At 61.7% G+C, this 24561-nt stretch carries 27 protein-coding genes; 12 read left to right on the top strand and 15 right to left on the bottom strand.

Annotated elements, in window-relative coordinates; translation table 11 throughout:
* Positions 1-97 precede the first annotated feature (97 nt).
* From AD666_RS23695 to AD666_RS23685, 3 genes are all read right to left on the bottom strand, one after another.
* Positions 98-655, bottom strand: a complete 558-nt coding sequence (locus AD666_RS23695; RefSeq protein WP_053157687.1) for a thioesterase family protein — start codon at positions 653-655, stop codon at positions 98-100.
* Positions 656-833: 178 nt separating this feature from the next.
* Complete coding sequence (locus tag AD666_RS23690) at positions 834-1214, bottom strand: RidA family protein (RefSeq protein WP_053157683.1); 381 nt, start codon at positions 1212-1214, stop codon at positions 834-836.
* Positions 1215-1317: 103 nt separating this feature from the next.
* Positions 1318-1992 (bottom strand): SOS response-associated peptidase family protein, encoded by a 675-nt coding sequence (locus AD666_RS23685; RefSeq protein ID WP_053157680.1) that lies wholly within the window; start codon positions 1990-1992, stop codon positions 1318-1320.
* Between the two features lie 268 nt (positions 1993-2260).
* On the opposite strand from AD666_RS23685, the gene AD666_RS23680 reads away from it, so the two are divergent.
* Positions 2261-3070, top strand: coding sequence for an aminoglycoside adenylyltransferase family protein (locus AD666_RS23680; RefSeq protein ID WP_053157677.1), 810 nt, complete (start codon positions 2261-2263; stop codon positions 3068-3070).
* On the opposite strand, the gene AD666_RS23675 is transcribed toward AD666_RS23680, so the two are convergent.
* Positions 3048-3953 (bottom strand): LysR family transcriptional regulator, encoded by a 906-nt coding sequence (locus tag AD666_RS23675; RefSeq protein ID WP_053157675.1) that lies wholly within the window; start codon positions 3951-3953, stop codon positions 3048-3050. The two genes, AD666_RS23680 and AD666_RS23675, sit on opposite strands and share 23 nt — an antisense overlap.
* Before the next feature lie 100 nt (positions 3954-4053).
* On the opposite strand from AD666_RS23675, the gene AD666_RS23670 reads away from it, so the two are divergent.
* Positions 4054-4917, top strand: a complete 864-nt coding sequence (locus AD666_RS23670; RefSeq protein WP_053157672.1) for an aldo/keto reductase family oxidoreductase — start codon at positions 4054-4056, stop codon at positions 4915-4917.
* A 30-nt stretch (positions 4918-4947) separates the two neighbouring features.
* Here the strand turns inward: AD666_RS23670 and AD666_RS23665 are convergent, their stop codons facing one another.
* Positions 4948-5730, bottom strand: a complete 783-nt coding sequence (locus AD666_RS23665) for an MBL fold metallo-hydrolase (protein WP_053157669.1) — start codon at positions 5728-5730, stop codon at positions 4948-4950.
* 57 nt (positions 5731-5787) lie between these two features.
* Between AD666_RS23665 and AD666_RS23660 the strand changes: the two genes are divergently transcribed.
* On the top strand, positions 5788-6792 hold the full coding sequence (locus AD666_RS23660) for a GlxA family transcriptional regulator (protein ID WP_256222783.1): 1005 nt from the start codon (positions 5788-5790) through the stop codon (positions 6790-6792).
* Between the two features lie 13 nt (positions 6793-6805).
* Here the strand turns inward: AD666_RS23660 and kefC are convergent, their stop codons facing one another.
* The 5 genes from kefC to AD666_RS26535 form a co-directional block, all read right to left on the bottom strand.
* A complete protein-coding gene (kefC, locus tag AD666_RS23655; protein WP_053157666.1) occupies positions 6806-8632 on the bottom strand; it encodes a glutathione-regulated potassium-efflux system protein KefC in 1827 nt (608 codons plus the stop codon).
* A 1-nt stretch (position 8633) separates the two neighbouring features.
* Positions 8634-9155 (bottom strand): glutathione-regulated potassium-efflux system oxidoreductase KefF, encoded by a 522-nt coding sequence (kefF, locus tag AD666_RS23650; protein WP_053157663.1) that lies wholly within the window; start codon positions 9153-9155, stop codon positions 8634-8636.
* Between the two features lie 96 nt (positions 9156-9251).
* A complete protein-coding gene (locus AD666_RS23645) occupies positions 9252-10598 on the bottom strand; it encodes an ATP-binding protein (RefSeq protein ID WP_053157660.1) in 1347 nt (448 codons plus the stop codon).
* The gene (locus AD666_RS23640; RefSeq protein WP_053158849.1) at positions 10595-11305 is read right to left on the bottom strand and encodes a response regulator; all 711 of its coding nucleotides are present in this window, start codon (positions 11303-11305) and stop codon (positions 10595-10597) included. Before AD666_RS23640 ends, AD666_RS23645 begins: the two co-directional genes overlap by 4 nt.
* 42 nt (positions 11306-11347) lie before the next feature.
* The gene (locus AD666_RS26535; RefSeq protein ID WP_156315986.1) at positions 11348-11515 is read right to left on the bottom strand and encodes a hypothetical protein; all 168 of its coding nucleotides are present in this window, start codon (positions 11513-11515) and stop codon (positions 11348-11350) included.
* 27 nt (positions 11516-11542) lie between these two features.
* Between AD666_RS26535 and AD666_RS23635 the strand changes: the two genes are divergently transcribed.
* From AD666_RS23635 to AD666_RS23620, 4 genes are all read left to right on the top strand, one after another.
* Entirely contained in the window at positions 11543-12322 is a 780-nt protein-coding gene (locus AD666_RS23635) for a VacJ family lipoprotein (protein ID WP_053157657.1), read from the top strand.
* Positions 12315-12551: a hypothetical protein gene (locus AD666_RS23630; RefSeq protein WP_053157654.1), complete on the top strand. Its 237-nt coding sequence runs from the start codon at positions 12315-12317 to the stop codon at positions 12549-12551. The genes AD666_RS23635 and AD666_RS23630 overlap by 8 nt, the downstream gene beginning before the upstream one ends.
* A 147-nt stretch (positions 12552-12698) precedes the next feature.
* Complete coding sequence (locus AD666_RS23625; protein ID WP_053157651.1) at positions 12699-14000, top strand: Nramp family divalent metal transporter; 1302 nt, start codon at positions 12699-12701, stop codon at positions 13998-14000.
* Between the two features lie 139 nt (positions 14001-14139).
* Positions 14140-14619 (top strand): VOC family protein, encoded by a 480-nt coding sequence (locus AD666_RS23620; protein ID WP_053157648.1) that lies wholly within the window; start codon positions 14140-14142, stop codon positions 14617-14619.
* Positions 14620-14824: 205 nt separating this feature from the next.
* On the opposite strand, the gene AD666_RS23615 is transcribed toward AD666_RS23620, so the two are convergent.
* A complete protein-coding gene (locus tag AD666_RS23615; RefSeq protein ID WP_053157645.1) occupies positions 14825-15229 on the bottom strand; it encodes a RidA family protein in 405 nt (134 codons plus the stop codon).
* A gap of 142 nt (positions 15230-15371) precedes the next feature.
* Here AD666_RS23615 and AD666_RS23610 point away from each other — a divergent pair, with 142 nt between their 5' ends.
* The 3 genes from AD666_RS23610 to AD666_RS23600 all read left to right on the top strand — a co-directional run bounded on the left by AD666_RS23610 (position 15372) and on the right by AD666_RS23600 (position 17544).
* Positions 15372-16289 (top strand): LysR family transcriptional regulator, encoded by a 918-nt coding sequence (locus AD666_RS23610; protein ID WP_053157643.1) that lies wholly within the window; start codon positions 15372-15374, stop codon positions 16287-16289.
* 48 nt (positions 16290-16337) lie between these two features.
* On the top strand, positions 16338-17081 hold the full coding sequence (locus AD666_RS23605) for a CPBP family intramembrane glutamic endopeptidase (RefSeq protein WP_053157640.1): 744 nt from the start codon (positions 16338-16340) through the stop codon (positions 17079-17081).
* 70 nt (positions 17082-17151) lie between these two features.
* Positions 17152-17544 (top strand): GFA family protein, encoded by a 393-nt coding sequence (locus AD666_RS23600; protein ID WP_053157637.1) that lies wholly within the window; start codon positions 17152-17154, stop codon positions 17542-17544.
* A 124-nt stretch (positions 17545-17668) separates the two neighbouring features.
* Here AD666_RS23600 and AD666_RS23595 read toward each other — a convergent pair whose 3' ends face one another.
* From AD666_RS23595 to AD666_RS23585, 3 genes are all read right to left on the bottom strand, one after another.
* Positions 17669-18622 carry an alpha/beta fold hydrolase gene (locus tag AD666_RS23595; protein ID WP_053157634.1) on the bottom strand — a complete coding sequence of 318 codons (954 nt, stop codon included), beginning with the start codon at positions 18620-18622 and terminating at the stop codon, positions 17669-17671.
* A 241-nt stretch (positions 18623-18863) separates the two neighbouring features.
* Entirely contained in the window at positions 18864-19664 is an 801-nt protein-coding gene (locus AD666_RS23590) for a hypothetical protein (protein WP_053157631.1), read from the bottom strand.
* Positions 19665-19738: 74 nt separating this feature from the next.
* Entirely contained in the window at positions 19739-20446 is a 708-nt protein-coding gene (locus AD666_RS23585) for a phytanoyl-CoA dioxygenase family protein (RefSeq protein WP_053157628.1), read from the bottom strand.
* Between the two features lie 158 nt (positions 20447-20604).
* On the opposite strand from AD666_RS23585, the gene AD666_RS23580 reads away from it, so the two are divergent.
* Positions 20605-21228: a hypothetical protein gene (locus tag AD666_RS23580; protein WP_053157625.1), complete on the top strand. Its 624-nt coding sequence runs from the start codon at positions 20605-20607 to the stop codon at positions 21226-21228.
* A gap of 109 nt (positions 21229-21337) precedes the next feature.
* Complete coding sequence (locus AD666_RS23575) at positions 21338-23323, top strand: M10 family metallopeptidase C-terminal domain-containing protein (protein WP_053157622.1); 1986 nt, start codon at positions 21338-21340, stop codon at positions 23321-23323.
* Between the two features lie 139 nt (positions 23324-23462).
* On the opposite strand, the gene AD666_RS23570 is transcribed toward AD666_RS23575, so the two are convergent.
* A complete protein-coding gene (locus AD666_RS23570) occupies positions 23463-24545 on the bottom strand; it encodes an alkene reductase (RefSeq protein WP_053157619.1) in 1083 nt (360 codons plus the stop codon).
* Between the last annotated feature and the right edge of the window lie 16 nt (positions 24546-24561).

Genomic DNA, 24561 nt, shown 5'->3' with positions numbered 1-24561 from the left:
GTGGGGATTGGCAGAAGAGTATAGAAGGGGTTCCGGCGGGGGGGATTGGCGCAATGGCGAGGGGCAGGTAGACCCTCGCCAAACAATGGTGTGCGGGCTAGCGTGGATCAGCGCGTGCGCCTTCTTCCAGGCGAAGCCCGAGGCTTAAGTCATCACAGCTTTGTGACCAGGCGGCCAGCCAGTCGGGCAGGGCCGGCGATTGTTCGGCCAGGCCCAGCTCGCGGACGAATTCTGTCGGCGCCAGGGTGCCCTTGGCCGAGCGGAACAGGCCTCGCATGATCACCACTCCGACCACACGTCCCCGGCTGATGAAACGGTGCTCCATGAAGGTCCATTTTTCGTCCCAGCCGAGCATGCGGGTGTGTACCTCGAATGCCTCGAACAGTTTCAATTCCCGCCTGAACTTGCCCCAGACATCCCCCACGATCGGCACCGCCCGGTTGCGCAACGCCACTTTGTAGGCGCCGCTGCGCAGCACGTAATCCATGCGCCCCACATCGGCCAGGGTAAAGTAACGTCCGTTGGTGACGTGGCGGTTGAGGTCCAGGTCCAGCGGCCATACGCGCATGCGCACCACCGTGGTGCCCAGGGGAGCCGTGGGTTTGCGCCACGGACGACGAAACAGCATCAGCAACAGTCGGAACCAGAGATTCATGGACACTCCACGAGGCGGGAAACGGCGCACTTTAAACAGCCGGTGGGGCCTGGGCTAGGTGCGCAAATGACTGTTTTGCCTGAAGTCGCGCATTTGGGACATGGACTCTCACGTTGTGGGAGCAAGGCTTGCCCGCGATGAGGCCCGTACAGCCGACGTCCCTGTCAGCCGGATGCAATCAGCCCTTGGCCGCCATCGCCGTCACTTCCACCCGCATCCCCTCGACCGCCAGCGCCGCCACGCCCACCGCCGCACGAACGGGCCATGGCTTGGCGAAAAAGCGTTTGTAGACTTCGTTGAAGGCCGCGCGGTCGGCCATGTCGGTGAGGTAGATGGTCAGGTGCAGCACGCGGTCCATGGAGCTGCCGGCGCGCTCCAGAGCGGCCTTGAGAGCCTGCAATGTGCATTCGCTCTGCAGCGTGATGCTCCCCAGTTCCAGGCTGCCGTCGGGGCGAGTCGGAATCTGGGTGGACACCAGCAGGCCGCCGAAGCCGGCGACGTCGGAAGAGATGGAATCTGCATCCGGGTCGGGAGTGAACGTGATGTCTTGGTGGGTCATGCAGGGCCTCATGGGAACAGAAATAGACGTCGCAGTTTACCGTCCAATGCCGCGTCGTTCCCGGATTCCTTTATCTCGAGAACCGCCACCGTTTCGGCCCGGGTCAAAGGCTGCCCTGGACCTGGGTGGTCAACGGCGGTTCAAGGTGCGGTTCCACGCTGTTCAGACGCTCGGCCAATTGTTGCGCGTGCTCCCAACCGAATTCCGGGTCCAACCAATCGAGCGCGTCTTCGGCGCCCAAGGCCAGTACGCACTGCTGTTGGCTGGCGATATCGCCATAGGTCACCAGGGTCAGGCCGTCACAGCCCAAGGAGGTTTCACTGGCCTGGGCCAGGGCCGCGAGGAAAATCGGGGCCGAATGCCGGGACGTCGTGTACGTGAGGTGTTGTGCCTGGTTTGAGGAGGGGACCTGCGACTCGTACCAGCCTTCCACGGGAACCAGCACGCGGCCTTCGCGCTTGATCGCGTCGAAGACCTTGGAACGCATCACCAGGTGCAGCGGCAGATGCGTCAGGGGCGGCATCGTTCCCACTGACCAGATGGGTGACCAGCCCCAGCGAACCTTGATGGACTCCAAGTGTCCGCCGCGACGACGAATGGCGCTGACCTGCATGTTCGGCTTGATCAGGCTGTGGCGCTCTGGTGGCCTGACGGGTGTCCTCCTGAACAGGTCCATGCGTGTCAGGTGGGGATCGATGCGTCCTCCGGAAGTGTCTCGCTGGGCAAAATACGTCAGGGAGTCCTTTGAGCAGACGTGCTGAACAAAACCATCACACATAGCGAAAACTCCCTGAAGTGAAACGCAAAGGACCCTCGATGCGCCTGCCGTTCAAGTCCCGATTGGCCAAGCGCGCCGTCATTGCTTGCAGTGGTGCCCTGTAGGTCCGAGCCGTGGGGTCCGTGCTTGGTTCGAAAATCCTCGGCGCGGGGAGACGAGCGGCGTTCCGTGCCTCCTGGGCATGCCCGCCGTCTCAGTGCGTAACGGCTTGCCCTGGCACGGGCAATGGAAAAATACTGGCAGGTCTCTGCCAACCACCGAGCTAGTCATGACTGACACACCAATTGAAATTTCCCAGCAAATCACCCGTGCTCTCCAGGTGCTGGCGGCTCATCTCGGCGATGGACTGCAAGCCGTCTACCTGTTCGGTTCCGCAGTGGACGGCGGGTTGCAGCCCGGCAGCGACATCGACCTGCTGGTGATCGTCCACCAGCCACTGCCGCAATCGCTGCGGCATGGGTTGATGAGTGATCTGCTATCGGTATCGGCCTGGCCGCCGACCGAGTCATTGCGGCCGCTGGAGGTGACGGTGGTCGCCCAAGCGGCGCTGGTGCCGTGGCGCTATCCGCCGGTGCGCGAGTTGCAGTTCGGCGAATGGCTGCGCGAGGACTTGCAGGCCGGGCGTTTCGAACCGCCCATGGCCGATCACGATCTGGCGATCCTGCTGACCAAGGCCAGGCAGCACAGCGTCTGTCTGCTCGGGCCCGCGGCCACCGCGATCATCCAGCCGATACCCGAGGCCGACTTGCTGCGGGCGCTCTATGACACCACCACGCAATGGAATGAAGACGCCGATTGGCAGGATGAACAATGCAATGTGGTACTGGCCCTGGCTCGCATCTGGCTGACCCTCGCCACGGGCCACATCGTTCCCAAGGGCGAGGCAGCGACATGGCTGCTCGAGCGTTTGCCCGTGGCCCATCGGCCTGTACTTGAAACGGCCCGTGCGGTCTACCGGGGGCAGGCCCGGGATGACCTGGCCAGCCGACCCCGGCAGGTTGCGGCGTTCGTGTGTCACGCCCGGTCGGAGATCGACCGGCTCTATTCGCGGTCGCTCAGCGGCCCCGGTTCTGATTGATGAAATCCACGAACGCCCGCAATGGCGAGGGCAGGTAGCGGCGGCCGGGGTAGTAGAGAAACGGTCCGGTAAAGCGCTGCCACCAAGGTTCGAGCACCGGCTCCAGGACGCCATTGTCCAGGTACGGTCGAAGCCAGTCTTCGAACAGATAGACGATGCCCAGCCCGTCTACCGCCGCCTGCACCGACAGATCCACCGCACCGCCAATGCGGGTGATCAACGGGCCGCTCGGGTCGACGCTGACGGTTTCGCCGTCACGCTCGTACTCCCACAACGGCATGGCGCCGCTGGGGAACTTGCCCCGCAGGCAGGCGTGTCCCAACAAATCTCTTGGGTGCTCGGGACGCCCCCTGGCATCGAGGTATGCCGGCGAGGCGGCGGTCGCGAAGCGCTGCAAGCGTGGGCCAATGGGCAGGGCGATCATGTCCTGTTCCAGGCGCTCGTCGTAGCGAATACCCGCATCACACCCGGCCGCCAGCATGTCGACGAAGCTTTCTTCGGTGATCACTTCCAGGCGAATGTCAGGATAACTCTTCAGAAACGGCGTGATGATGGACGGCAGCACCAGGCGTGCGGCACTGACCGGTACGTTCAGCCTGAGGGTGCCGGAAGGGCGGTCGCGAAAATCGTTGACCACATCCAGGGCGGACTCGACCTCGCCCAAGGCCGGCACGATGCGTTCCATCAAGCGGGCGCCGGCCTCGGTCGGCACCACGCTGCGGGTGGTGCGGTTGAGCAGGCGCACGCCGAGCCGGCTTTCCATCCGGCGCACGGCATCGCTGAGGCTGGAAGCGGACTTGCCGCTGGCCCGCGAGCCTTCCCGGAAACCTCCTGCATTGACCACGGCCACGAAGGCCAGCAGGTCCTGAATATCCGTCGCCATTGTTCTCTCCGCCGTACAGCCCGTGCGGATTGCACCTGATTATCAGTGGAGTGGTCAACGCCTATAGTCGGCTCCAGGCAATCAATCCAAGGGGTACGAGATGAGCAAGGCAGACAAGGCAGGTCATTTTTCGCTGGGAGACCGTACGGTCAACCGCATGGGCTACGGTGCCATGCAACTGGCGGGGCCTCACGTGTTCGGACCGCCGAAAGATCCGGCGGCGGCCATCGCCGTGCTGCGCGAGGCGCTCGCATCAGGGGTCAACCATATCGATACCGCTGACTTCTATGGGCCCCACGTCACCAACCGGCTGATCCGTGAGGCGCTGCACCCTTACGCCGAGAACCTGGTGATCGTCACCAAGGTGGGTGCCGTTCGTGGCGCCGACGCTTCCTGGAATCCCGCCGCGAGCCCGGCCGAGCTAACCCAGGCCGTCCACGACAATTTGCGCAACCTGGACGTGGACGTATTGGACGTGGTCAACCTGCGGGCCTGGGGCGACATGCAGTCGCCCACGGAGGCGTCCATCGAAGAGTCGTTCACCGCACTGGCCGAACTGCAGCGTCAAGGCCTGATCCGTCACCTGGGGTTGAGCAACGTCACGGCGGCGCAGGTCAAGCAGGCCCAGGGCATTGCCAAGGTGGTCTGCGTGCAGAACCACTACAACCTGACCCATCGCGGTGACGAGTCACTCATTGCCGATCTGGGCCGGCAGGGTATCGCCTATGTGCCGTTCTTCCCGTTGGGTGGGTTCACGCCGTTGCAATCGGACACCCTTTCGGCCGTGGCGGCGCGCCTGGACGCCTCACCGCTGTGCGTGGCGCTGGCGTGGCTGCTGCAACGTGCGCCGAATATCCTGCTGATTCCCGGTACGTCGTCGGTGGCGCACCTGCGGGAGAACCTCTCGGCGAGCGAGCTGCAAATTCCGGCACCGTTGCTGGCCGAGTTGGACGCCCTGGCCTGATGGTCTGTTTGGCTGTGGCCCTACAGGCCACTAGACCGGCTGGAACTCCAGCGTCTGGCCATCTTCCGGGATGTGCAATCGCGCTCCAAGCCCAGCCATCGTGGCGGCGTCGCGCAGTGCCTTTCGCGTGGTCGGGCAGTGGCTGATCGCTTCGAGGTGATTGGCGATCACGGCTGTGTGAGACAAACGGGTGAACTCGATGGCTTCCTCTATCCCCATGATGATATCGCCGCCTAAATCGAACCGTGCCCCGCCAGCCGGAATCACGCTGACCTGCGGTTGATGGCGCAGGACGAACTCACGCACGGTAGGGGTGAGCAGGGTGTCGCCAGCGAGGTACACGCTGGGTTCGCCGGGCAGCTCGATCAGGTAGCCGCAGCCATGTTCCATCAGTTTGCCCACCAGGCCACGGCCGTGGGTGCATCTGACGGAGCGAAGAGTGCCGCCCAGGAAGGGCACGGGCCGCTCGTGGTCCTCGGCCAGCGGCTGGACATTCAAGCCACGCCTGGCGAGGTAGCCGGCATCATGGGGGGTACAGATGACCGGGATCTGTTTCTCCCTCAGCCAGCGCTTCGCCGCTCGGTCCAGATGATCGAAATGGCCTTTCTGACAATGCGTGATCAGGCAATGAGTGACGCTTTTGAGGTCTTCCTCGGCAGAGGCCGGCAGTTCCACCAGCGGATTGCGCTGGGTGGTACCGAACAGGCGAAGCGGCGGCAGGGTGCCCTTGCCGGCCAGCATCGGGTCGACGAGCACGCGATACGGGCCGGCCTCCAGGATGAGCGTGGCGTTGCGGATCTGTTGGATTTTCATGAAGGTTTCCTGTTCAAGGCGAGCGCTTCATGGTGCCGATCCGGGGGGACGGGCATAATGGCCGGATCTGACATCATTGATTCATTTCATGCCATGCCCCAGCCAATCCGTGTCGGTCTACTCCTGTTCCCCGGTTGCATGCCTGCCGGCCTGTTCGCATTTGCCGATCTGCTGCACGCGGCCAATCGTCGCAAAGGCCGGGATCTGTTCGAGGCGACGTACGTCGCGCTGCAGGCCGGTCCGGTGGACTGTGCCCATGGCGTCAGCCTCCAGGCGCAGGCGGCCCTGGGCGAGACCGATCTGGACGCGGTCCTGGTTCCCGGCTTCTGGGCCGAATCGGCTGAACAGGTGAATGCGGTCGTTGCCGGGCAGGCCTTGTTGGTGAAGGCTCTGTCGAAAGGGCCCCGGGATCGCCAGCTTTGGGCTTACTGCACCGGCGTCTGCCTGCTGGCGGCGTGCGGCCGTCTGGACGGGCAGTACGCCACGGTGACCTGGTGGCTGGCGCAGGCGATGCAAGCGCGGTATCGCAAGGTGCGTTGGCAAAGCGAACGCAACTGCGTGTTCAACGAGCGCAACGCCACTGCGTCGGGGGTGAACGGCTATCTGCCGCTGGCGGAAAACCTGATTGAGAAAAGTCTCAGCCGCGATGCGCTGCGCGACATCACTCGGCTGATGGTGTTGCCGCGCCCGGCTGTCCCCCACGCGGCATTCCAGGGCATCGCGCTGATCCAGCAGCCCGACGGGTTGTTGCGGCGGTTGCATGGATTGGTGGAGCGAATGCCGGCGGAGCAGATCACGGTCAAGGCGCTGGCGGATCGGCTCGCGATGTCCGAGCGCACCCTCGCTCGGAAGGTCGGCGGCGAAACGGGCCAGACCGTCGCCGCCTACGCCCGTTGCATCAAGTTGAACCAGGTCGGCGAGCGCCTGACGCTGACGTCGTTGCCCCTTGCCAGTATTGGTGCCGAGCTGGGTTTCAGCAGCAGTTCCAATCTGCAACGGATGTTCAAGGCGTTGACGGGGCTGACGCCGGTGGAGTACCGGCGCCAGTTCGGGCGTGTGTGAGCCGGCAGATGGCTTAGCTGCGCGCCTCATCCGTCTCGTTTCGATGGTGTTCAGGCCAGCTGTCGACGGGGTGGGCCCGGTCTTCGTTGAACATTTCCGTGAGCAGGGCGTTGGCGCGTCGGTAGGCGTCGTGGCGGAACTTGAGGTCGTCTTCCGGCTGGGCGACGATCTCCTCCAGCATCTGCAGGTTCAGGCGGCGGAACTGATCCGCTCGCTCCCGCGCTTCGTACGCCCCGATGCCCATCTGTACCAGCGCCCGGCGGCCCAGCGACAATGCGCTCTCGAAGGTTTCCCGCTCGGCCACCTCCACGCCCATCTGGCGCAGGGTGATCAGGTGCCCCATGTCCCGCGCCCGTACGATCAGTTTCAGCGTGGGGAAGTGCTCCTGGACCAGCCGGGTCAGCGTCAGGTTGTCCTGCTGATCGTCAATCGCATTGATCAGCACAGCGGCCTGGGCCGCGCCGGCGGCGTGCAGCAGGTCGAGGCGCGTGGCGTCGCCGTAGAACACCTTCACGCCGAATTTGCGCAAGGTCTCGATGTTGTCGGGGTCGTGGTCCAGCACCACCACCTCGACGCCACAGGACATCAGCAGGCGTCCGGCGATCTGCCCGAAACGCCCGAACCCGGCAATGATGATGCGTGGGTTCTGCTGATCCACCAGGTCGGTTTCCTGGCGGCCCTTTTTGCTCGCCGATTCCAGTCGATCCAGCAGCAGGATCAGCAAGGGCGTCACGCACATGGACAGCGCCACCGCCAGGGTCAGGCTTTTGCCCCACTGGTCGGTCAGGATGCCGGCCAGCGTCGCGGCACCGAACACCACAAAGGCGAATTCGCTGCCCTGGCCGAGCAATACCGCCTGCCAGGAACGCTGGCCGGCGGGTACGTTCAGGAAGCGGCTGACGGCTTTGATCACCAACAGCTTGATCAGGATGAAACCCAGGGTCAGTGTGATGACTTTCAGCGGGGCGTTGATCAGGGTGCCGAAATCGATCGACATGCCTACGCCAATGAAGAACAGGCCGAGCAGCAAACCTTTGAACGGTTCGATGTCGCTTTCCAGGGCATGCCGGTATTCGGAACTGGCCAGCAGCACCCCGGCGAGGAAGGCGCCCATGGCCATGGACAGGCCGGCTTCCTCCAGGAGAAAACCGAAGCCGAACACCAGGAACAGGGCGACAGCACTGAAAATCTCCCGCAGACCAGAGCGTGCGGCGAAGCGCAGCAGCGGTCGTGTCACGTAGCGCCCCAGCAGCACGACGATGCCGATGGCTGCGACAATCTTGACGATCGACAGCACCAGGGCCGTGCCTGACGGCGTTTCACCGTGGGCCGACAGCAAGGGAATCATGGCGACCAGGGGAATGGCCGCAATGTCCTGGAACAGCAGGACGGCAAAGCTGCTGCGTCCTACGGCGGTGGCGGTCAGGTTGCGTTCGCTCATCGCCTGCATGGCAATCGCCGTGGAAGAAAGGCTCAGGGTCAGGCCGACCAACAAAGCGGCCGTCCAGTTCAGGTCCAGGACCATGCAGAAAGCCGCGATCGCTGCACCGCAGGCCAGCATCTGCAAGGCCCCGCCACCGAACACCATCCGGCGCAGTGCCCACAGCCGTTTGGGATCGAGCTCGAGCCCGATGATAAACAGCATCAGCACGACGCCGATTTCGGCGAACTCCAAAATGGCCTTCACGTCAGTGATGAGCTTGAGCCCCCAAGGGCCGATGACGCACCCGGCCAGCAGGTAGCCCAGCACCGGGCCCAGCCCCAACCTCACGGCAATCGGCACGATCAGCGCTGCCGAGCCCAGGTAGATGAGCAGTTCAATCAGGCTGTGCGTCTGCATATCAATCTTCCTTCCAGCAGGCCAGGCGGGCGCAGTAATGTTCGATTTGTGCGCGTTGGGTTTCGGAGTCGGCGGCGTAGGCGCCGTGGACAACGACCGGGTCCAGCCAGCGCATATGGCAATAGACAGCCGTCGCGTGAAGGGGCTGGGCCAACACGGAAAACCCAGGATGAGCGCCGATCTGGAAATGATCCTGATTCCCGCCCGTCGTGACGGCCCACAGCAGCCCTTTGCCGCTGAGGGCCGTGGCGCCCCGGCCATAGGCCCAGCCATGGGTAAATACTTTGTCGATCCAGAGTTTCAGCAGGGGCGGCATGCTGTACCAGTACATCGGGTGCTGGAGCACGACCAGTTCTGCCTGCTCGACGGCGCGCTGCTCAGCGTCGACATCAATGTCAAAATTCGGGTACAGGTCGTAGAGGGACCGCACGGCCACGTCCGGGCGACCGGACACCCGCTCGAGCATCTGCTGGTTGACCCGCGACTGGTCGGGGTAGGGGTGGGCGTAAACGATCAGGATCATCGGTAGTTCCAGGGCGGTTCCGGGCCAGAAGGCCGCACATCCTACCGAGGAAGGCGCCGGATGTTTAGGCTTTGTTGGCCAGCCGGCCCGTAGCGCTCAGCTCAACGGCAACGATACCCTGGCCTCGAGGCCGCCATCACGGCGATTGCTCAGCGTCAACATCCCACCGTGCTCGAGCACGGTCGCCCGCGCCGCCGGCAGCCCGAGTCCGACCCCACCGGTATTCTTGTTGCGTGAGCCTTCGATCCGAAAGAATGGCGTAAAGACCTGATCGATGTATTCGGGGGCAATCCCCGGGCCCCGGTCCAGGATGCGAATCTCCACGCAATGGGCGTCCGTCTCGAGTGTGATGGACGCTTCGCCGCCGTATTTGATCGCGTTGTCGATCAGGTTGACCAAGGCGCGCTTGATACCGATGGGCCGGCCCATGTAGACGAGGCGGTGAGGACCCTGAAAGGACACCTCGGAGCCGGCATCCTTGAGGTCGTCGACGATGGTGTGCAGCAACTCGGCCAGATCGAACGCGGTGGCGTTCTCGAGCCGCGCATCATCACGGAAGAATTCCAGGGCCGAATTGACCATGGTCTGCATCTCATCCACGTCTCTGAACAATCGGGATTGTTGTTCGGGATCCTCGATGAACTCGCCGCGCAGGCGCATGCGGGTCAGGGGCGCACGCAAGTCATGGGAAATGGCGGCGAGCATTTGCGTGCGATCCTGCAGGAAGTGTTTGAGCTGGGCCTGCATGGCGTTGAAGGCGAGAATCGCCTGGCGGATTTCATAGGGGCCGATGACAGGAATGGGTGGCGCCTTGTGATCCATGCCAAAACGCCTGGCGCCTTCGGCGAAGCGCTCCAGTGGCGTGGCCAGGTATCGCGTGGCGACCAGCGCCACCATCAAGGTCGATAGCAGCATGAGGGCGATGGTGATCAGGTTGCGTTCCCATTCATCCAGCCCCCAACTGCGCGAGGGCAGGGAAAACAACACCCACGAATGATCGGCCAGCTCGATCATCGCGGCGTAGTGGCCGCCAGGTTGGTCGAAGGGCCAGTCACTGGGTTCATAGCCTTCCATTTTGGCGTCGGGCCTGCCCAACTGTTGGCGCATCAGAGCCACGCCTTCGCTGTATTCCGGGTCATTGACCACCGGTAAACGAGCGTCTTCATAGCGCTGTAGCCACTGCGCCTTGAAAATCGGGTCGCTGGCCGCGCTGGCGATGGCAGGCCTTTGTTCGGGTGCCACGGAGTCGATGATGCGGGTGATGGCGGCGATCTTTTCGATCAAACCGGTCTCCAACAGGGGAGGGCGGGCCCAGGCGCCGGCCAGTTGGCTGAACAGCGCGTTAAGGGCCAGCAACGTCAACATGGCGACCAGGGTGGTCAGGGCGATCCAGCGCGCCAGGGTATCCCTGGGGCGGGGAGTGGCTGGGTGTCCCGGTTTCATCGTTTCACCACGTGAGGACTGAAGAGATACCCGCTGTTGCGAACGGTGCGGATCATGGACGTGCCCGAAACATCCGTTTCCAGTTTGCGTCGCAATCGACTGACCTGGACGTCGATGCTGCGGTCGAACGCGTCGTAAGTCTCGCCGCGGGCCATGTCCAGCAGTTGCTGGCGGCTGAGTACCCGGCGTGGGTGTTGAGCAAAGACCAGCAACAGTTCGAACTCGCCGGTGGACAGCGGAATCATGACGTTTTCCGGCGAGCGTAGCTCGCGACGGGTGATATCCAGTCGCCAATTCTCGAACTCCAGAACCGGGCTGGAGGAGTCGCTCAGTGCGCCTCTTGCTTCGCCGGTGCGCCTGAGCACGGCCCGCACCCGGGCCAGGAGTTCCCGCGCGTCGAAAGGCTTGGTCAGGTAATCGTCTGCTCCCAATTCCAGCCCAACGACCCGGTCACTCAACTCGCCCATGGCGGTCAGCATGATGATGCCGACCGTATGCGTGGCCCGCAGCTTCTGGCACAACACCAGGCCACTGTCGCCGGGGAGCATGACGTCCAGGATGATCAGGTCCGGCACCTGGCGTTGCACTGCCTGCCACAGGGCGGGACCGTCGGCGGCCACGTCCACGCTGTAGCCGTGTTGTTCGAGAAATTTGCGCAAGAGGGCGAGGACTTCAAGGTCATCGTCCACCAGTAGTAAGTGGCTCACGGTGGGCACGTCGGGTCATGAATACAGGAAGCGATACTAGGTTCAATCCACGGCCTGCGTCATATATTTCACTCTGGAAATAAAGTTGCCGTCCGGCAATGTTACGGAAATCTCCAGGCAAAAAAGCGGCGGCAGGATTGCCCACTGCCGGTCTATTGAGCACACCACCAGCCATTGTGCGGGGTTTTCCTCCCCCTGACTGATCGGCATCGCCCATTCCTTGTCGAGATAGCCTGTATGTCGCTCACCGATCCCGCTTTGCCCCGCGTTCGATCCTCCCTGGTCATTGTGCTCGCGGCACTCGCCAGTGGCTGTGCCAGCACGCCCGCCGCGACACCAGGCAGTTGCGCCAGCGCCAGCTATACCGTTGCTGACCCAGCAGAGCCCGTCAACCGCGGCATCTTCGCTTTCAACCGCACTATCGACGACTACGCACTGACCCCCGTTGCCCGTGGTTATCGCAAGCTTCCGACCTTCATGCAGACCGGCGTGCACAACTTCGTGGCGAACTTCGGCGAGCCCAAGGTGTTTATCAACGACTTGCTGCAAGGCAACGCGCAACGTTCGGTCAACACCCTGGGCCGTTTCGTCATCAACTCGACAGCGGGTATCGTCGGGTTGATCGATGTATCGGGCAAACTGGGAATCGAGCGCCACGAGGCGGATTTCGGCCAGACTTTTGGTGTCTGGAACATCGCCGCCGGTCCGACCGTCGAGTTGCCGTTGCTGGGCACCGCCAACCTGAGGGATGCCACGGGCAAGGTGGTGAGCTTTGTCGTTGATCCGTTCGCAGGCGACAGCGACACCCTCGACACCCTAGGTACGATCGATACCGCGGGCGGCATCGTCGATGGTCGGGCAGAGGCGCTCCCGCTGACAGACGAGTTGCGCACCCAACCGGATTACTACGCCGCGCTGCGCGATGCGGTGGCGCAACAGCGCGCCGATTTCGTCGCGCAGGGCAAATTGGGTGCGATCACCCCGCAGTGCCAGGAAGGAGAGGGCGACGATGAATAACGATGCATTGATTTTGCGGCGACGCCTCAAGAGGCTCGGTCAAGAGGCGATGCAATGCCGCGAAGTCGAGCTGCGGCTGGCGGAGGATGGCTGCCATGTACTGCTCAGCCGTTACGTTGAACGCTACCGCCACGGTCAGGACAGTGGATGTGCCAGCCGGCATCACCGGGTGTCGTTGGCCCGCCTGATTCGCTGGATGACGGAGCATGGGGAGCAGGTGGGGGCTTAACCAGCCTCCATGTGCCGACCTTGCCAGTAGCCCAGTCGACTCGAAACATTTTTAAACATTTTCCCGCTAATAACAGTTGTACGATGTCATATGTAGTGTGTTCGACTGTCTCCGTTTCTTACAAAAAAAATAACGGAGACTCCATCCATGACGAGCATTCCTACCGTCGAAGGTCAGGCCGCAGCGTCCACGCAGAGCCGTTTCGTGCGCATCCTCAAGCTTCTGGGGCCTGGCATCATTGCCGTACTGTCCTGGCTGGGCGCAGGTGACCTGATCACCTCTTCCGTGGCCGGGGCCAATTACGGCTACGCCATGATGTGGGTGCTGGCGGTGTCCTTGTTGTTGCGATACCTGATCGTCAACATCATCGCGCGCTTCCAGCTGTGCAATAACCAGGGCATGACCATCCTGCAGGGCTATGCTCAGCTCAACCCGTTCTTCGCCTGGTTCCTGCTGGTGTACGCGTTGTTGATGGGGCACCTGATGAATGCCTACATGATCAAGGGCGCCGGCGAGGCCCTGGCCATGTTGCTGAAGATCGACCGTCCGCTGCTCTGCTCGGTGGCGGTGGTGCTGGCGGTGTGGTTGTTGGTCGGCCGCAATATCTATTCGATGATCGAAGGGGTGATGAAGGCGCTCTTGGCGATCATGACACTGGCATTTCTGGCGCTGGCTGTCATGTCCGGCCCGGATGTCGCCGGAATCGTCAGAGGCACCATCGGCTTCAGTATCCCACCTGATGAAGGTGTCCACGGTGCGTTGCTGGTGGCGGTTTCGGTCATCGGTGCGGTCGCCGGCTCCATCGCCAACTTCGTGCATCCCTATGTCATGCGCCAGAAGGGCTGGACAGGACCAGAACACAAGCGAATCCAGCGCAACGATCTGCTGTTTGCGGTGTTCGTCGGGATTGTCATCAACCTGGCGATCTGGATCGTCGGCGCGGAAATCCTGCGCCCCAATGGCATCGAGGTGAACACCCTGGGCGATTTGGGCAAGGCGCTGGAAATGTTCTTCGGCTCGATAGGCTGGTACGTGTTCTTCGTCGGCGTGTTCGCCACGTTGTTCGCCAGCATCTCGGGTAAGACCACGGCGTTCCCGATGCTCATCACCGACGCCTTCCAGCACGTGCGGCCCGAGCGCCGGGAGCGTTACGGCAAAGAGTTCCACCGCGACCCGATGCACAAGTGGTTCATGCTGTTCATCCTGGTGACGCCATTGGTGTGGTCGTTGCCCGGCATGCCGGACTTCGTCACGCTGACCATCGGCGTCAACGCCTTGAATATCATCGGCTTGCCGGTCATCTCCCTCGGTCTACTGATCATGTCCAACCAGAAATCTCTGCTGGGCAAGGAGTATCGCAACAACCTGTTTGAAAACATCGCCTTGGCCTTTGCGACGGGTCTGGCGTTGTGGGTTGCATTCCAGCTGGGCGTCGATCTGTTTACCTGAGGTCTGAGCGTTCTGGCCCGATCATCGCGACTGCCTGGCGGCGCGGTGATCGGATGCAGAAGGCCGTTCATCACACCGTCGAGGGCAGGAAAACAGCGCTGTTAGACTGCACGGACTCGATCCCTTTCGGAGAACCCGGATGAATAACAAGAACAGGATCTGCCTCTGGTACGAATACGCCGCGCTGGACGCTGCCAGGTTTTACGCCGCGACGTTCCCGGACAGTACGGTCGACGCCGTGCATCACGCCCCGGGCGACTATCCGTCGGGCAAGGAGGGCGATGTACTGACCGTTGAATTCACGGTGATGGGCCTCCCTTGTATCGGGCTCAACGGCGGTCCGGTGTTCAAGCACAACGAGTCGTTCTCGTTTCAGGTCGCCACCGACGACCAGGCCGAAACGGACCGTTTGTGGAGCGCCATTGTCGATAACGGCGGCCAGGAAAGTGCCTGCGGCTGGTGCAAGGATAAATGGGGGCTGTCGTGGCAGATCACGCCGCGAGTCCTGAGTAACGCGATCGCCAGCCCCGACCGGGCCGCCGCCAAGCGCGCGTTCGAAGCCATGATGCAGATGAGCAAGATCGACATTGCGGTGATCGAGGCGGCGGTCAAAGGCTGACACGCCCGGCACATCGCCGAACCTGTGGGAGCGGGCTTGCTCGCGAAAGCGATGGATCGGCTGATATTGATGTTGACTGATACACCGCTTTCGCGAGCAAGCCCGCTCCCACATAGGACCTGTGGCACCCCCAGCATCCGGGCATATTGCTAGTCCTGTGCGAGCCTGCTCGCGATGGCGCCACCGCTGGCCTGCGCCGAACCACTTACACCCCAGCGGCTTCAGGCACTTTAGCGATCACCTTGATCTCGAACTGAAACCCATACAACCAGGTCACGCCAACCGCCGTCACCGTCGGGTGCGGCGCGCTGCCCCAGAACTCAGGCACCACTTCCCATATCGTCTCGAATGTCGACTGTGGATCGACCATGAAAACGGTCACGTCCACCACATCGTCAAAGGTGCAACCGGCGGCTGCCAGGATCGCGTTCAGGTTGTTGAAGGCACGCCGGACCTGGGCTTGCAGGTCGGCTTCCGGCGAACCGTCTTCCAGGCTGCCCACTTGTCCCGACACGAACAGAAAACCATTGGAGCGCACGGCCGGAGAGTAGCGGTTGCGCTCGTAAAGCGCCTGGCGTCCTGGGGGGAAAACGACGTCACGCTGTGTCATAAATACCTCCATCAAAAAGGTCGGAACTGACCCGAAATCAACGATGAAGACACTCTAGGGGCTTGTGTCCGGACGATAAACGGGCAAGCTTGGCGAACACTGTTTGTGAAATCCAAACAATCCGATCGATACGTGGGGCAGCATGGACCGGTTTGATGCAATGCGCGCGTTCGCACGCGTGGTGGAAGCGGGCAGCTTTACCAAGGCCGCGGAAACCCTGCACATGAGCAAGACGACCGTGACCCAACTGGTGCAACAGTTGGAGGCGCGGTTGCGGGTCAAGTTGCTCAATCGCACCACGCGCAAAGTCAATGTCACCGCTCAGGGGGCTGTCTATTACGAGCGGGTGCTTCGTCTGCTGGCCGACATGGACGATGCCGAAACCAGCCTGTCCGGCGCCCAGGCATTGCCCCGGGGCCGTTTGCGAGTCGATGTCCCTAGCCCGCTGGCGGCCTTGATCCTGATACCGGCCTTGCCGGCGTTCTACGAGCGATACCCGGACATCCAGATCGACCTGGGCGTCAGCGATCGCATCGTCGACATCATCGACGAGAACGTCGACTGCGTGGTGCGAGGCGGCGAGTTGACCGATCAATCGCTGATCGCCCGGCGTATCGGCGATCTCGCCCTGGGTGTCTACGCGGCGCCGAGCTACCTGGCGCGTCTCGGCATGCCGGCACATCCGCGCGAACTCGAAGGCTCCCTGCATCGCATCGTCGCGTTCCTCTGGGCACGCACCGGCAGGCCCGTGCCCTATGCGCTGTACAACGATAACGAGCGTCTCTACATCAATGGGCGCTATGCCCTGGCGGTCGACGACGGCAACGCTTACCTGGCGGCGGGGCTGGCGGGGCTGGGGGTGCTGTGGCTACCCAAGTACATGTCCAGGCCCCACGAAGCGACAGGCGAGTTGGTGCCGCTTTTCGAAACATGGCGTATCGAACCGATGCCGCTCTACGTAGCCTATCCTCCCAACCGGCACATCAGTGCGCGGTTGAGAGTGTTCATCGAATGGGTTGCCGAACTGATGGCGCAGCATGCGCCGGTTGCAGGTCCATAGCACTCCACAGCTTCATTACGCATCACTTTCAATGCTCGAGGGAACCGAATGATCGCCGAAGGATGGGGTGTTCTGCTGGACTACGTCACCTATTTGCTACCAGGCCTCGGGCTCTTCGGTGTCTGGCTCGGCTTGACGCCGAAGTCCTTGCCGGGCCTGCGTATCCTGATACTGATGTTGGCATTCGTGCTGATGCGAGACGCGATGACGCCTTTGCACATGTGGTCCCTCGACGAACACTTGCAAATCGGCTTCCTGGACAACCCGTTCGTGCTGGCGACGTTGGGTGTTGCATCGCTGGCGTTGGTCGTGCTGATCGCCCGCTTGTTTCCAGAGCTTTGGCAACTGGTGATTTTCTTCAAGGGCAATCGATGGGGTGGTCTGGCGGTAGGTATTATCGCGGGATGTGCGATTGGCTTGCCGTTGCGGCTTTATCAGGATTCCGAAGCGATCCTGATCCCCGATTACCGGACATGGTTGTTCGGCATGGCGGTGCTGGCGTATGGCGCCAACGCGCTGGAGGAGGTGCTGTTCCGTGGCTTCCTGCAGGGTTACCTCGAACAGCACGTCAGCGCGCTGCGGGCGGCATTGATCAGCGCGACGGCGTTCTCGGCCTGCCACGGTTTCCTGGCCCTGAGCGTTACCCAACTTGGCTGGCCTGTTTTGCTCTTCACCTTGATTGAAGGCCTGGCATGCGGTCTTGTTCGCATGCGCTACGGCGTAGTGGCGTCGACCGCCACCCATGGGACGGCGATATTGCTGATCGCCGTGCCAATGGTGGGGCATTCGTGAACTAAACCAAGAGCAGGGCAAGGCGGTCGAAGGTAGATGTCGCAAATGCGTGCTACAGAGGAGAGCCAACATGGACCGATTCATTGGCGGTTGCCTGTGCGGCAGCGTCCGCATCGAAGCCTCGGGCCGCCCTTACCGGGTGGGCCTTTGTCACTGCCTCGACTGTCGCAAGCATCACGGGGCGTTGTTCTTTGCGGCTGCGGTGTTTCCTCAGGACGCGGTGAAAATCGAGGGCGAGACGCGGGATTACGCCGGACGGCATTTTTGCCCGCAATGCGGCTCCTCCGTGTTCGCCCGTACCGATGACGAAGTCGAGGTGAACCTGGGGATCCTGGATGCGCCCAACCAGTTGATGCCGACCTACGAATGCTGGACGGTGCGTCGCGAAGCCTGGTTGCCGCCGTTTCCGTTTGCGCGCCATTACGTGAGTGATCGTGAAGGCGAAGGGAGAGTCGAGGAGTAGAGGAAGACTTGAGCCAGTCGGCGCGTTGCGCACGCTGATACGTGTGGGGGGATCGGGCGATTCGTTTATCTCCCGATCCCCCAAAGCCCTTCCTATGAAGGGCTCGTGTGAACAATGACTTGCCTTATTCCTGGAGGAATTTCAGCAGGTCCTGGTTGAGACGGTCCTTGTGCGTTTCGGTCAAGCCATGGGGTGCGCCTGGGTAGACGATCAACCGAGCGCCCTTGATCAGCGCAGCCGAAGCCCGGCCGGCGGCATCGATCGGCACGATCTGATCGTCGTCGCCATGGATCACCAGGGTCGGCACGTCAAACTTCTTCAGGTCGCCGCGGAAGTCGGTGGCCGAAAACGCCGCGATGGAGTCATAAGTGTTCTTGGCACCACCCAGCATGCCCTGTGCCCAGAAGGACTGGATCAGCCCTTGTGATGGCTTGGCGCCCTTGCGGTTGTAGCCATAGAACGGTCCCGAGGCGGTGTCCAGGTACAGCTGCGAACGGTTCTCCAGGGATGCCTTGCGCAGGCCGTCGAACACTGTGATCGGCAGGCCGCCGGGGTTGGTGTCGGTCTTGAGCATCAACGGTGGAACCGAGGACACCAGCACGGCTTTCCTCACCCGCGCGGTCCCGTGACGACCGATGTAGCGAGCCACTTCACCGCCTCCCGTCGAGAAGCCCACCAGCGTCACGTTCTTGAGATCCAGCGCCTCGATCACTGCTGCCAGATCGTCGGCGTAGTGATCCATGTCATTGCCTTCCCACGGCTGGCTGGAGCGACCGTGACCGCGACGGTCGTGGGCCACGACCCGGTAGCCTTTGGAGGCGAGGAACATCATTTGCGCTTCCCAGCTGTCGGAGTCCAGCGGCCAGCCGTGGCTGAAAGTGACGACCTGGCCGTTTCGTGGGCCCCAATCCTTGTAGTACAGCTGTACGCCATCCTTGGTGGTGATGTAGCTGGCGGACTGGATTACGCTGCCAACGGCGGACACGGCCGCGCCGGTCTGGACAGGTGTCGCGGCTTCAGCGCCGAGGGCGGCGAGGGCGAGTGTGGCGATAGCCAGGGTGCGGTTGAAGGTGTTCATCGGTTCTCTCTCCATAAGGGTGGTTTGAACGGCTGCGACCGTCATCGATCGCGTTGGTGGGCAGATTAGAGAGAGAGGCGGACGCCGAGAACTGCATGGTATCGATAGCTACTATGGGAAAATCGGATAGCTGCGTTTCGCTTCGGTTGCGTGCGAATGGGTGAGCGGATAACGGCCTTGTGGCGAGGAGATAACCCCCCCTGGCCACACACTGTTTCTCCGCAAATTTTTATAAAGACGCTCAGTATTTATGGACGATGCCCAGCCGACCCATGATTTCCAACGCATTCACCAGGCTCAGGCCGTTCATGGGCAGGCAGGCAAACGCCTGGTGCTCATCGAAATGGGTGCCGATGGCCAGCAGTTTCAGGTCACGCTCGTCCAACTGAGTATTGAAGTACTGAAGAAGCGCTCGCTCCCAGTCGTTGGCGCTGTTGACGGCGGCGATGGTTTTCGCATCAGGAACCGCGATCTCGATGCCCAACTGCTGTAGCGGCGCCAGGGCATTTACCGCATGGACGCCACAGGATGCCCATTCCTTCCATTCGAACTCAGCCAACTGATTGGCCTGGATGAGCGCGGACTCGACTTGCGTCCAGGCCCAATCCCATTGCGCGGTCGGGGCCGGAATGGCTTGAATGAGCTTTTGCGCCTGCGCCTCGTCGAACAGGCAATCGAACAGGTCGGCCAGCGTATCGGCCAGATCGGGGCGCGGCCCTTGATCCTGAGTGTTCAGATCCTGGCTCAAGCGCTGCCAGAGGCTGTCCAGCTCGCTCCAGTCTTCTTCATCCATGTCGTCATCGATCACCTGTGCCTTGTGGCCGCGCTGATAATTATCCAGCCGCGTCTTGCGAACCTGTACCGCGCCGTCGGCGAAGCTGACTTCGTAGCTGGTGTGATCCAGATAATTGGTCTGAAACAGGATGCGGTCCGTAAATACGTCGTGGACAAGACTTTCTTCAGCGTCGAAATACGCCGCACCTTCGAGTGCGCCGTGAGCGGTGGTGATGCGTTGAAAAGACAGCAGATCGATTGGGTTCATAAGGGTGGGATCGTCTGGGGAAGGGTGGAGATGTATGCCGGGGCAGGCACGCCGTGATCCGATCTGCGCAGATCCTACACCAAGGCGCCAGGGTTGCTGAATGCCTGGCTTGCGAAGACAAAGTCCGACGGTTCGAACCGCTCGCGGGTGTCCATGCGTACGTTTCGCAGGCCCACGGTTTCCAGGTGTGAGGCGTACAGCGGCTCGGCAAAATAACTGATCAACAGGGAGCGCCGCCGTGCGCCAAGGGCGTTCAGACTACCTGCATGCACCAAGTCCACATTGAACACCAGAATGTCACCGGCGCAGCCCGCAATCTGTACGGAGCGTGACTCGTCAGGGAAGTCGAATTCGGGTTCGCCAGGTCCGGGGCGATGGCTGCCTGGAACGAGACGAGTCGCGCCGTTCCAAGGGCCATAATCATCGAGAAAAGCCAGGGCAGCCGCGACGTCGCCGGGCCGCTGGGCCGACAAGTCCCGGTGCAACGGTTGGTGACCGCCACCGGCCAGCGGCTCGCGTCCCTCCACCTGCGAGAGGAAAAACCGCTCAGCGATCAACTCACCTGCCGCCGCCAGCACCTGGGGCAAACGACACACCGCCTGAACCGTCGCCGCATCGTCCAGCATCGAATAACGCCAATCCATATTGCGCGGCACCGGCCACTGCTCCGATGGCCTCACCCCAGCCTCGAACACGGCCCGCAGCTCATCCAGCCAATCGGTCGGGATCGCCTGACGAAGCAGTACGTAACCATCGCGCTGGAGCTGCTCGCGGCCGGTCATGGTTGTCTCGACTTCAGTGTGAGGGTTTCGGCAAGGCTAGCCTTCAAACCCGAGCCGGGCCACCCGCACGGCAAATCCAACATCACCGCACGCACCATGGGACAATTGCGCGGTGTGACAGTTATCATCAGGCCCCCATCCGGAAAAGGACTTCACCGATGAAGCGTCTGTTCGCCTGTACCCTCCTTGCACTGGCGGTCGTCGGCTATGTCAACGCCGAAGAAAGCACCTTCGAAGAAACCAATCAATGCACGCAAGACATCGACTGCCAAGGTGACTTGATCTGCAAGAACGGCCTGTGCGATCTGCCCACGCCCCAGCAAAACCCCGCCGCAAAGCCCGCCGCCACCCCGAAAGTAGCCCCTCCGGCGCCTCCGGGCGTTGCCTACGAACCCTTGCCCGTCGACACCGAGCGCGCAGGGCCTTTCACGACCCAACCCCTGGAGACGGGAACCGCGCTGAATTACCAGGCGCGCGCAGGCTTGATGAACGTCATGGAGTCAATCGTCGAGCAGCCTGAGTACACGGGTTATGTGGCGATTGAAAGGGTCTACACGTTTGGCCCGAGTCGCTATGTGGTGGTCGTTTCCACCGGGGAAGGCGGCAATGCTTGTCCAGCGTCTACTTATGTTTTCAGTTTTGATGCCAAGGCTGAGCGGGTGGATGGGACGAAGGCGGTAGACGGGTGTTCTGAGGCGGTTGACGTGATGGCGCGGGGGAATGAATTGAGGGTCAAAAAGGAGGGGGGTGAGGTTGTTGTCTATAACGGGGTGGTTGAGTAGGTTGAGTTAGTAGGGACTTCTCTTACCGTTCTCTTCGTTCCGTAAAGTGGCAACCAGACCGAGCCGCGTCTATTGTCTTTGGCGATAGATTGCCATCGGAGGCATGGACATGAGTCATAGCACTTCGCCCACCGCTGCGGCTGTGGGGAACACAGGCATGGTCGCCACGACCTTATGGGGCTCGGACAAGATCGGCGGTATCACGTTCGATCCGGACGGTGCCATCTGGCTTGGCGCCTACAGCCGCCTGGGCCTGGGAGGCGAAGAGGATTCGGGCTTTACCGGCAGCCTCGTCCGGTTCAATGCCGACGGTAGCCTGGACCGCAGCTACAGTGCAGACGGCAAATCCCTCCTGCCGGTGTCGCTCGATATCGAGGACGGCGGTAATGCCGCGGTGCAGCCGGGCGGGGGCTACCTGGTGACTCAGTATGTGAAAGTCGGCGATGCCTGGGTTTCGGGCGTAACTCGTACCTTGGCTGACGGCCGCCTCGATACGAGTTTCGGCAACGGCGGTACCGCGACCGTGCCGTTCTACTGGAATGAGTCCCTGGGCCAGCAAGCGTCGTTCTCCGTGCAACGCGACGGCAGCTTTTTCGCGAGCGCTGCGTATCCCACCGGGGAGATCTACATTGCCCGCTTCGACGCGACGGGGACCCTGGTTTCGTCTTTCGCAGAGGGCGGGATCCTGCACCTGCCAGCATCCGTCGGCATTCAACCCAGCGGCACGATCGACGTTTCGCTGCAGGCGGACGGGAAGGTATTGGTCACCGGGCGAGATACCCTGACCCGCCTCAACCAGGACGGTACCCTGGATAGCGGCTTTGGCAACGGCGGCAGCCTGGCCCTGGATGTTCATGCAAATGCCCTCGTTATCCAGGAGGACGGCAAAATCCTGCTGGCGGGCGCCTCAGGCGGCGTGGCGACGGTGATGCGGCTCAACGCCGACGGCTCGCTCGACACCGGGTTCGGTGATCAGGGGCAGGTGAGCTGGGGCTCGCAAAGTGCGCCTTTCGCAGTCGCCGACATGGTGGTGTTGGCCGACGGCAGGGTGTTGATTGGGGGAAGCCAGGGGACGAAGGCGGACGGTTATCTGGCCGCCCTGGTTCAGTTGAACCCCGACGGTAGCCTGGATCACAGCTTTGGCAATCCCGACGACGGCTATTACCACCTTGACGGTAGCCAGAATGATGATTTCTTGCTGGGTACCGACTCGTTCGACGATGCCATCGTTGGCGGGGCCGGTAACGATCTGCTCGATGGCCAGCAAGGTCGCGACCTGCTGACGGGCGGCGTCGGGGCCGATACGTTCCGTTACGAGTCAGTCGCAGACAGCTACCGAACCGTAACCACCGCCTATAGCGACCGAATCACCGACTTCGACCCCAACACCGATACGATCGATCTCTCATCCCTGGGCTTCCTCGGGCTGGGCAATGGACATGACGGAACGCTGGCGATACGAGTCAATGAAAGCGGAACGCGGACCTACCTCAAGAGTTTCGATGCCAATGCGGAGGGGGAACGCTTCGAATTGGTCTTCGACGGTGACTTGAGCCAAACGCTGAATGAAACCAACATCCTGTTCCAGCAAGCCAGGTTGACGGGCACCGAAGAGGCCGATCGTTTACAGGGCAACGCCCGAGGCGAAATCATCGAAGGGTTCGCGGGCGATGACCGCCTCTATGGCGCGCTGGGGAATGATGTATTGGTTGGCGGAGAAGGCCGGGATCTGTTGGCGGGTGGTGGTAATAACGATGTGTTCCGCTTCGACGCGCTGAGCGACAGCTACCGTACCGCCACCGAAAACCACACGGATCGCCTGCTCGACTATACCGTGGGTGAAGACACCATCGATTTGTCCGCCTTGGGCTTTACCCGACTGGGAAATGGCTACAACGGCACGTTGGACGTGGTTGTCAATGAAGCCAAGAACCTGACCTACTTGAAGAGCTACGAAGCCGACGCCAATGGAGCTCGATTCGAGTTGAGCCTGGCAGGGGACCACTCCGGGTACCGTAACCTGGACATCATCTTCGCCGAGCCTTCTGGAGATGAAGTTTTTCAGTTGATCGGAGTGGCTGACCTGTGGGTATGACGCAAACCTGATCATTCCTTGCCTTGGAAAAAAGGGGACACCCATTAGCCGATCTCAAGGCTGAAAGCCAACTTGGCCTGCAGTTTTTAACTGCTGGGTTTCCCCTTATCTCAACTTGCCTGGTTGTGCCCGCTTCTCATCAAATGCTACCTGACGCCGGATAGTCCAGATAACCTTCCTTGCCTTGGGTGAACCAAGTGCTCATCTCGCTTTGAGCAAGGGGCACCTGCCTCGCTAATCTCAAAGGCAAATCTGGGTTAGCAATAAAGGGCCGCCCAAAAGCAATCGCATCGGCGAGCCCAGCCTCTACTTGTGCTTGCGCCCGGGCGAAATCGTAGTCTGAATTGAGAACCAGCACACCGCTGAATACCTCGCGGATTACTCCCGCAAGCGGGGGGCGCTCGGACTTGCCGAATGTGCCATCCAGCGGAGGCTCGCGTACTTCAAGATGGGCGATTCCAATCGAAGACAGCACCTCGGCCGCACGCTTGAACAAGCGCTCGGGGTCACTATCGCGCACACCCTGTTCATAGCTGCTTGGGGTCAACCTCACTCCGGTACGGTCTGCGCCGATAACCTGCGCCACCGCCCGGGTGACTTCTTTCAACAAGCGGATTCGGTTATCAACCGAGCCGCCATAGGCATCGGTGCGAAAGTTGTCGCTGTCACGCAGAAACTGGTCGATCAGATAGCCGTTGGCGGCGTGGATTTGCACACCATCAAAACCCGCCTTTATCGCATTACGCGTGGCCTGACGAAAGTCTTCCAGCAGTGCGGGAATTTCCTCCAGGGGCAAAGCACGCGCCGGGGTATACGGCTGCTTGCCGGCGTAGGTGTGCGCCTGTCCCGGCGCGGTGGTGACAGATGCGGAGACCGGCTGACCTCCGCCAAGAAAACTCGGATGCACGACCCGGCCCATGTGCCACAGCTGCGCAATGATTCGGCCACCCGCTGCGTGCACCGCATCGGTGACCTTGCGCCAGCCGGCGACCTGTTCGTCCAACCAGAGCCCCGTCGCGTAGGGCCATCCCAGCCCTTGTTGGCTGATGCCGATTGCTTCGGAGATGATCAGGCCGGCGCTGGCGCGCTGTCGGTAATACTCAACCATCATATCGGTCGGAATGTGTTCGCGAGTCCCACGCGCCCGGGTCATCGGCGCCATCAGGATTCGGTTCGGCAGATCAAGCGCGCCGAGGCGCAGGGAATCAAATAATGTGGTCATGATTAAGCTCTCGGGT

The organism is Pseudomonas sp. Pf153, from assembly GCF_001269775.1.
In the GTDB taxonomy this organism is placed as follows: domain Bacteria; phylum Pseudomonadota; class Gammaproteobacteria; order Pseudomonadales; family Pseudomonadaceae; genus Aquipseudomonas; species Aquipseudomonas uvaldensis.
Note: the sequence above shows the minus strand (reverse complement) of the source record. Positions and strands in the feature narration are given on the sequence as shown.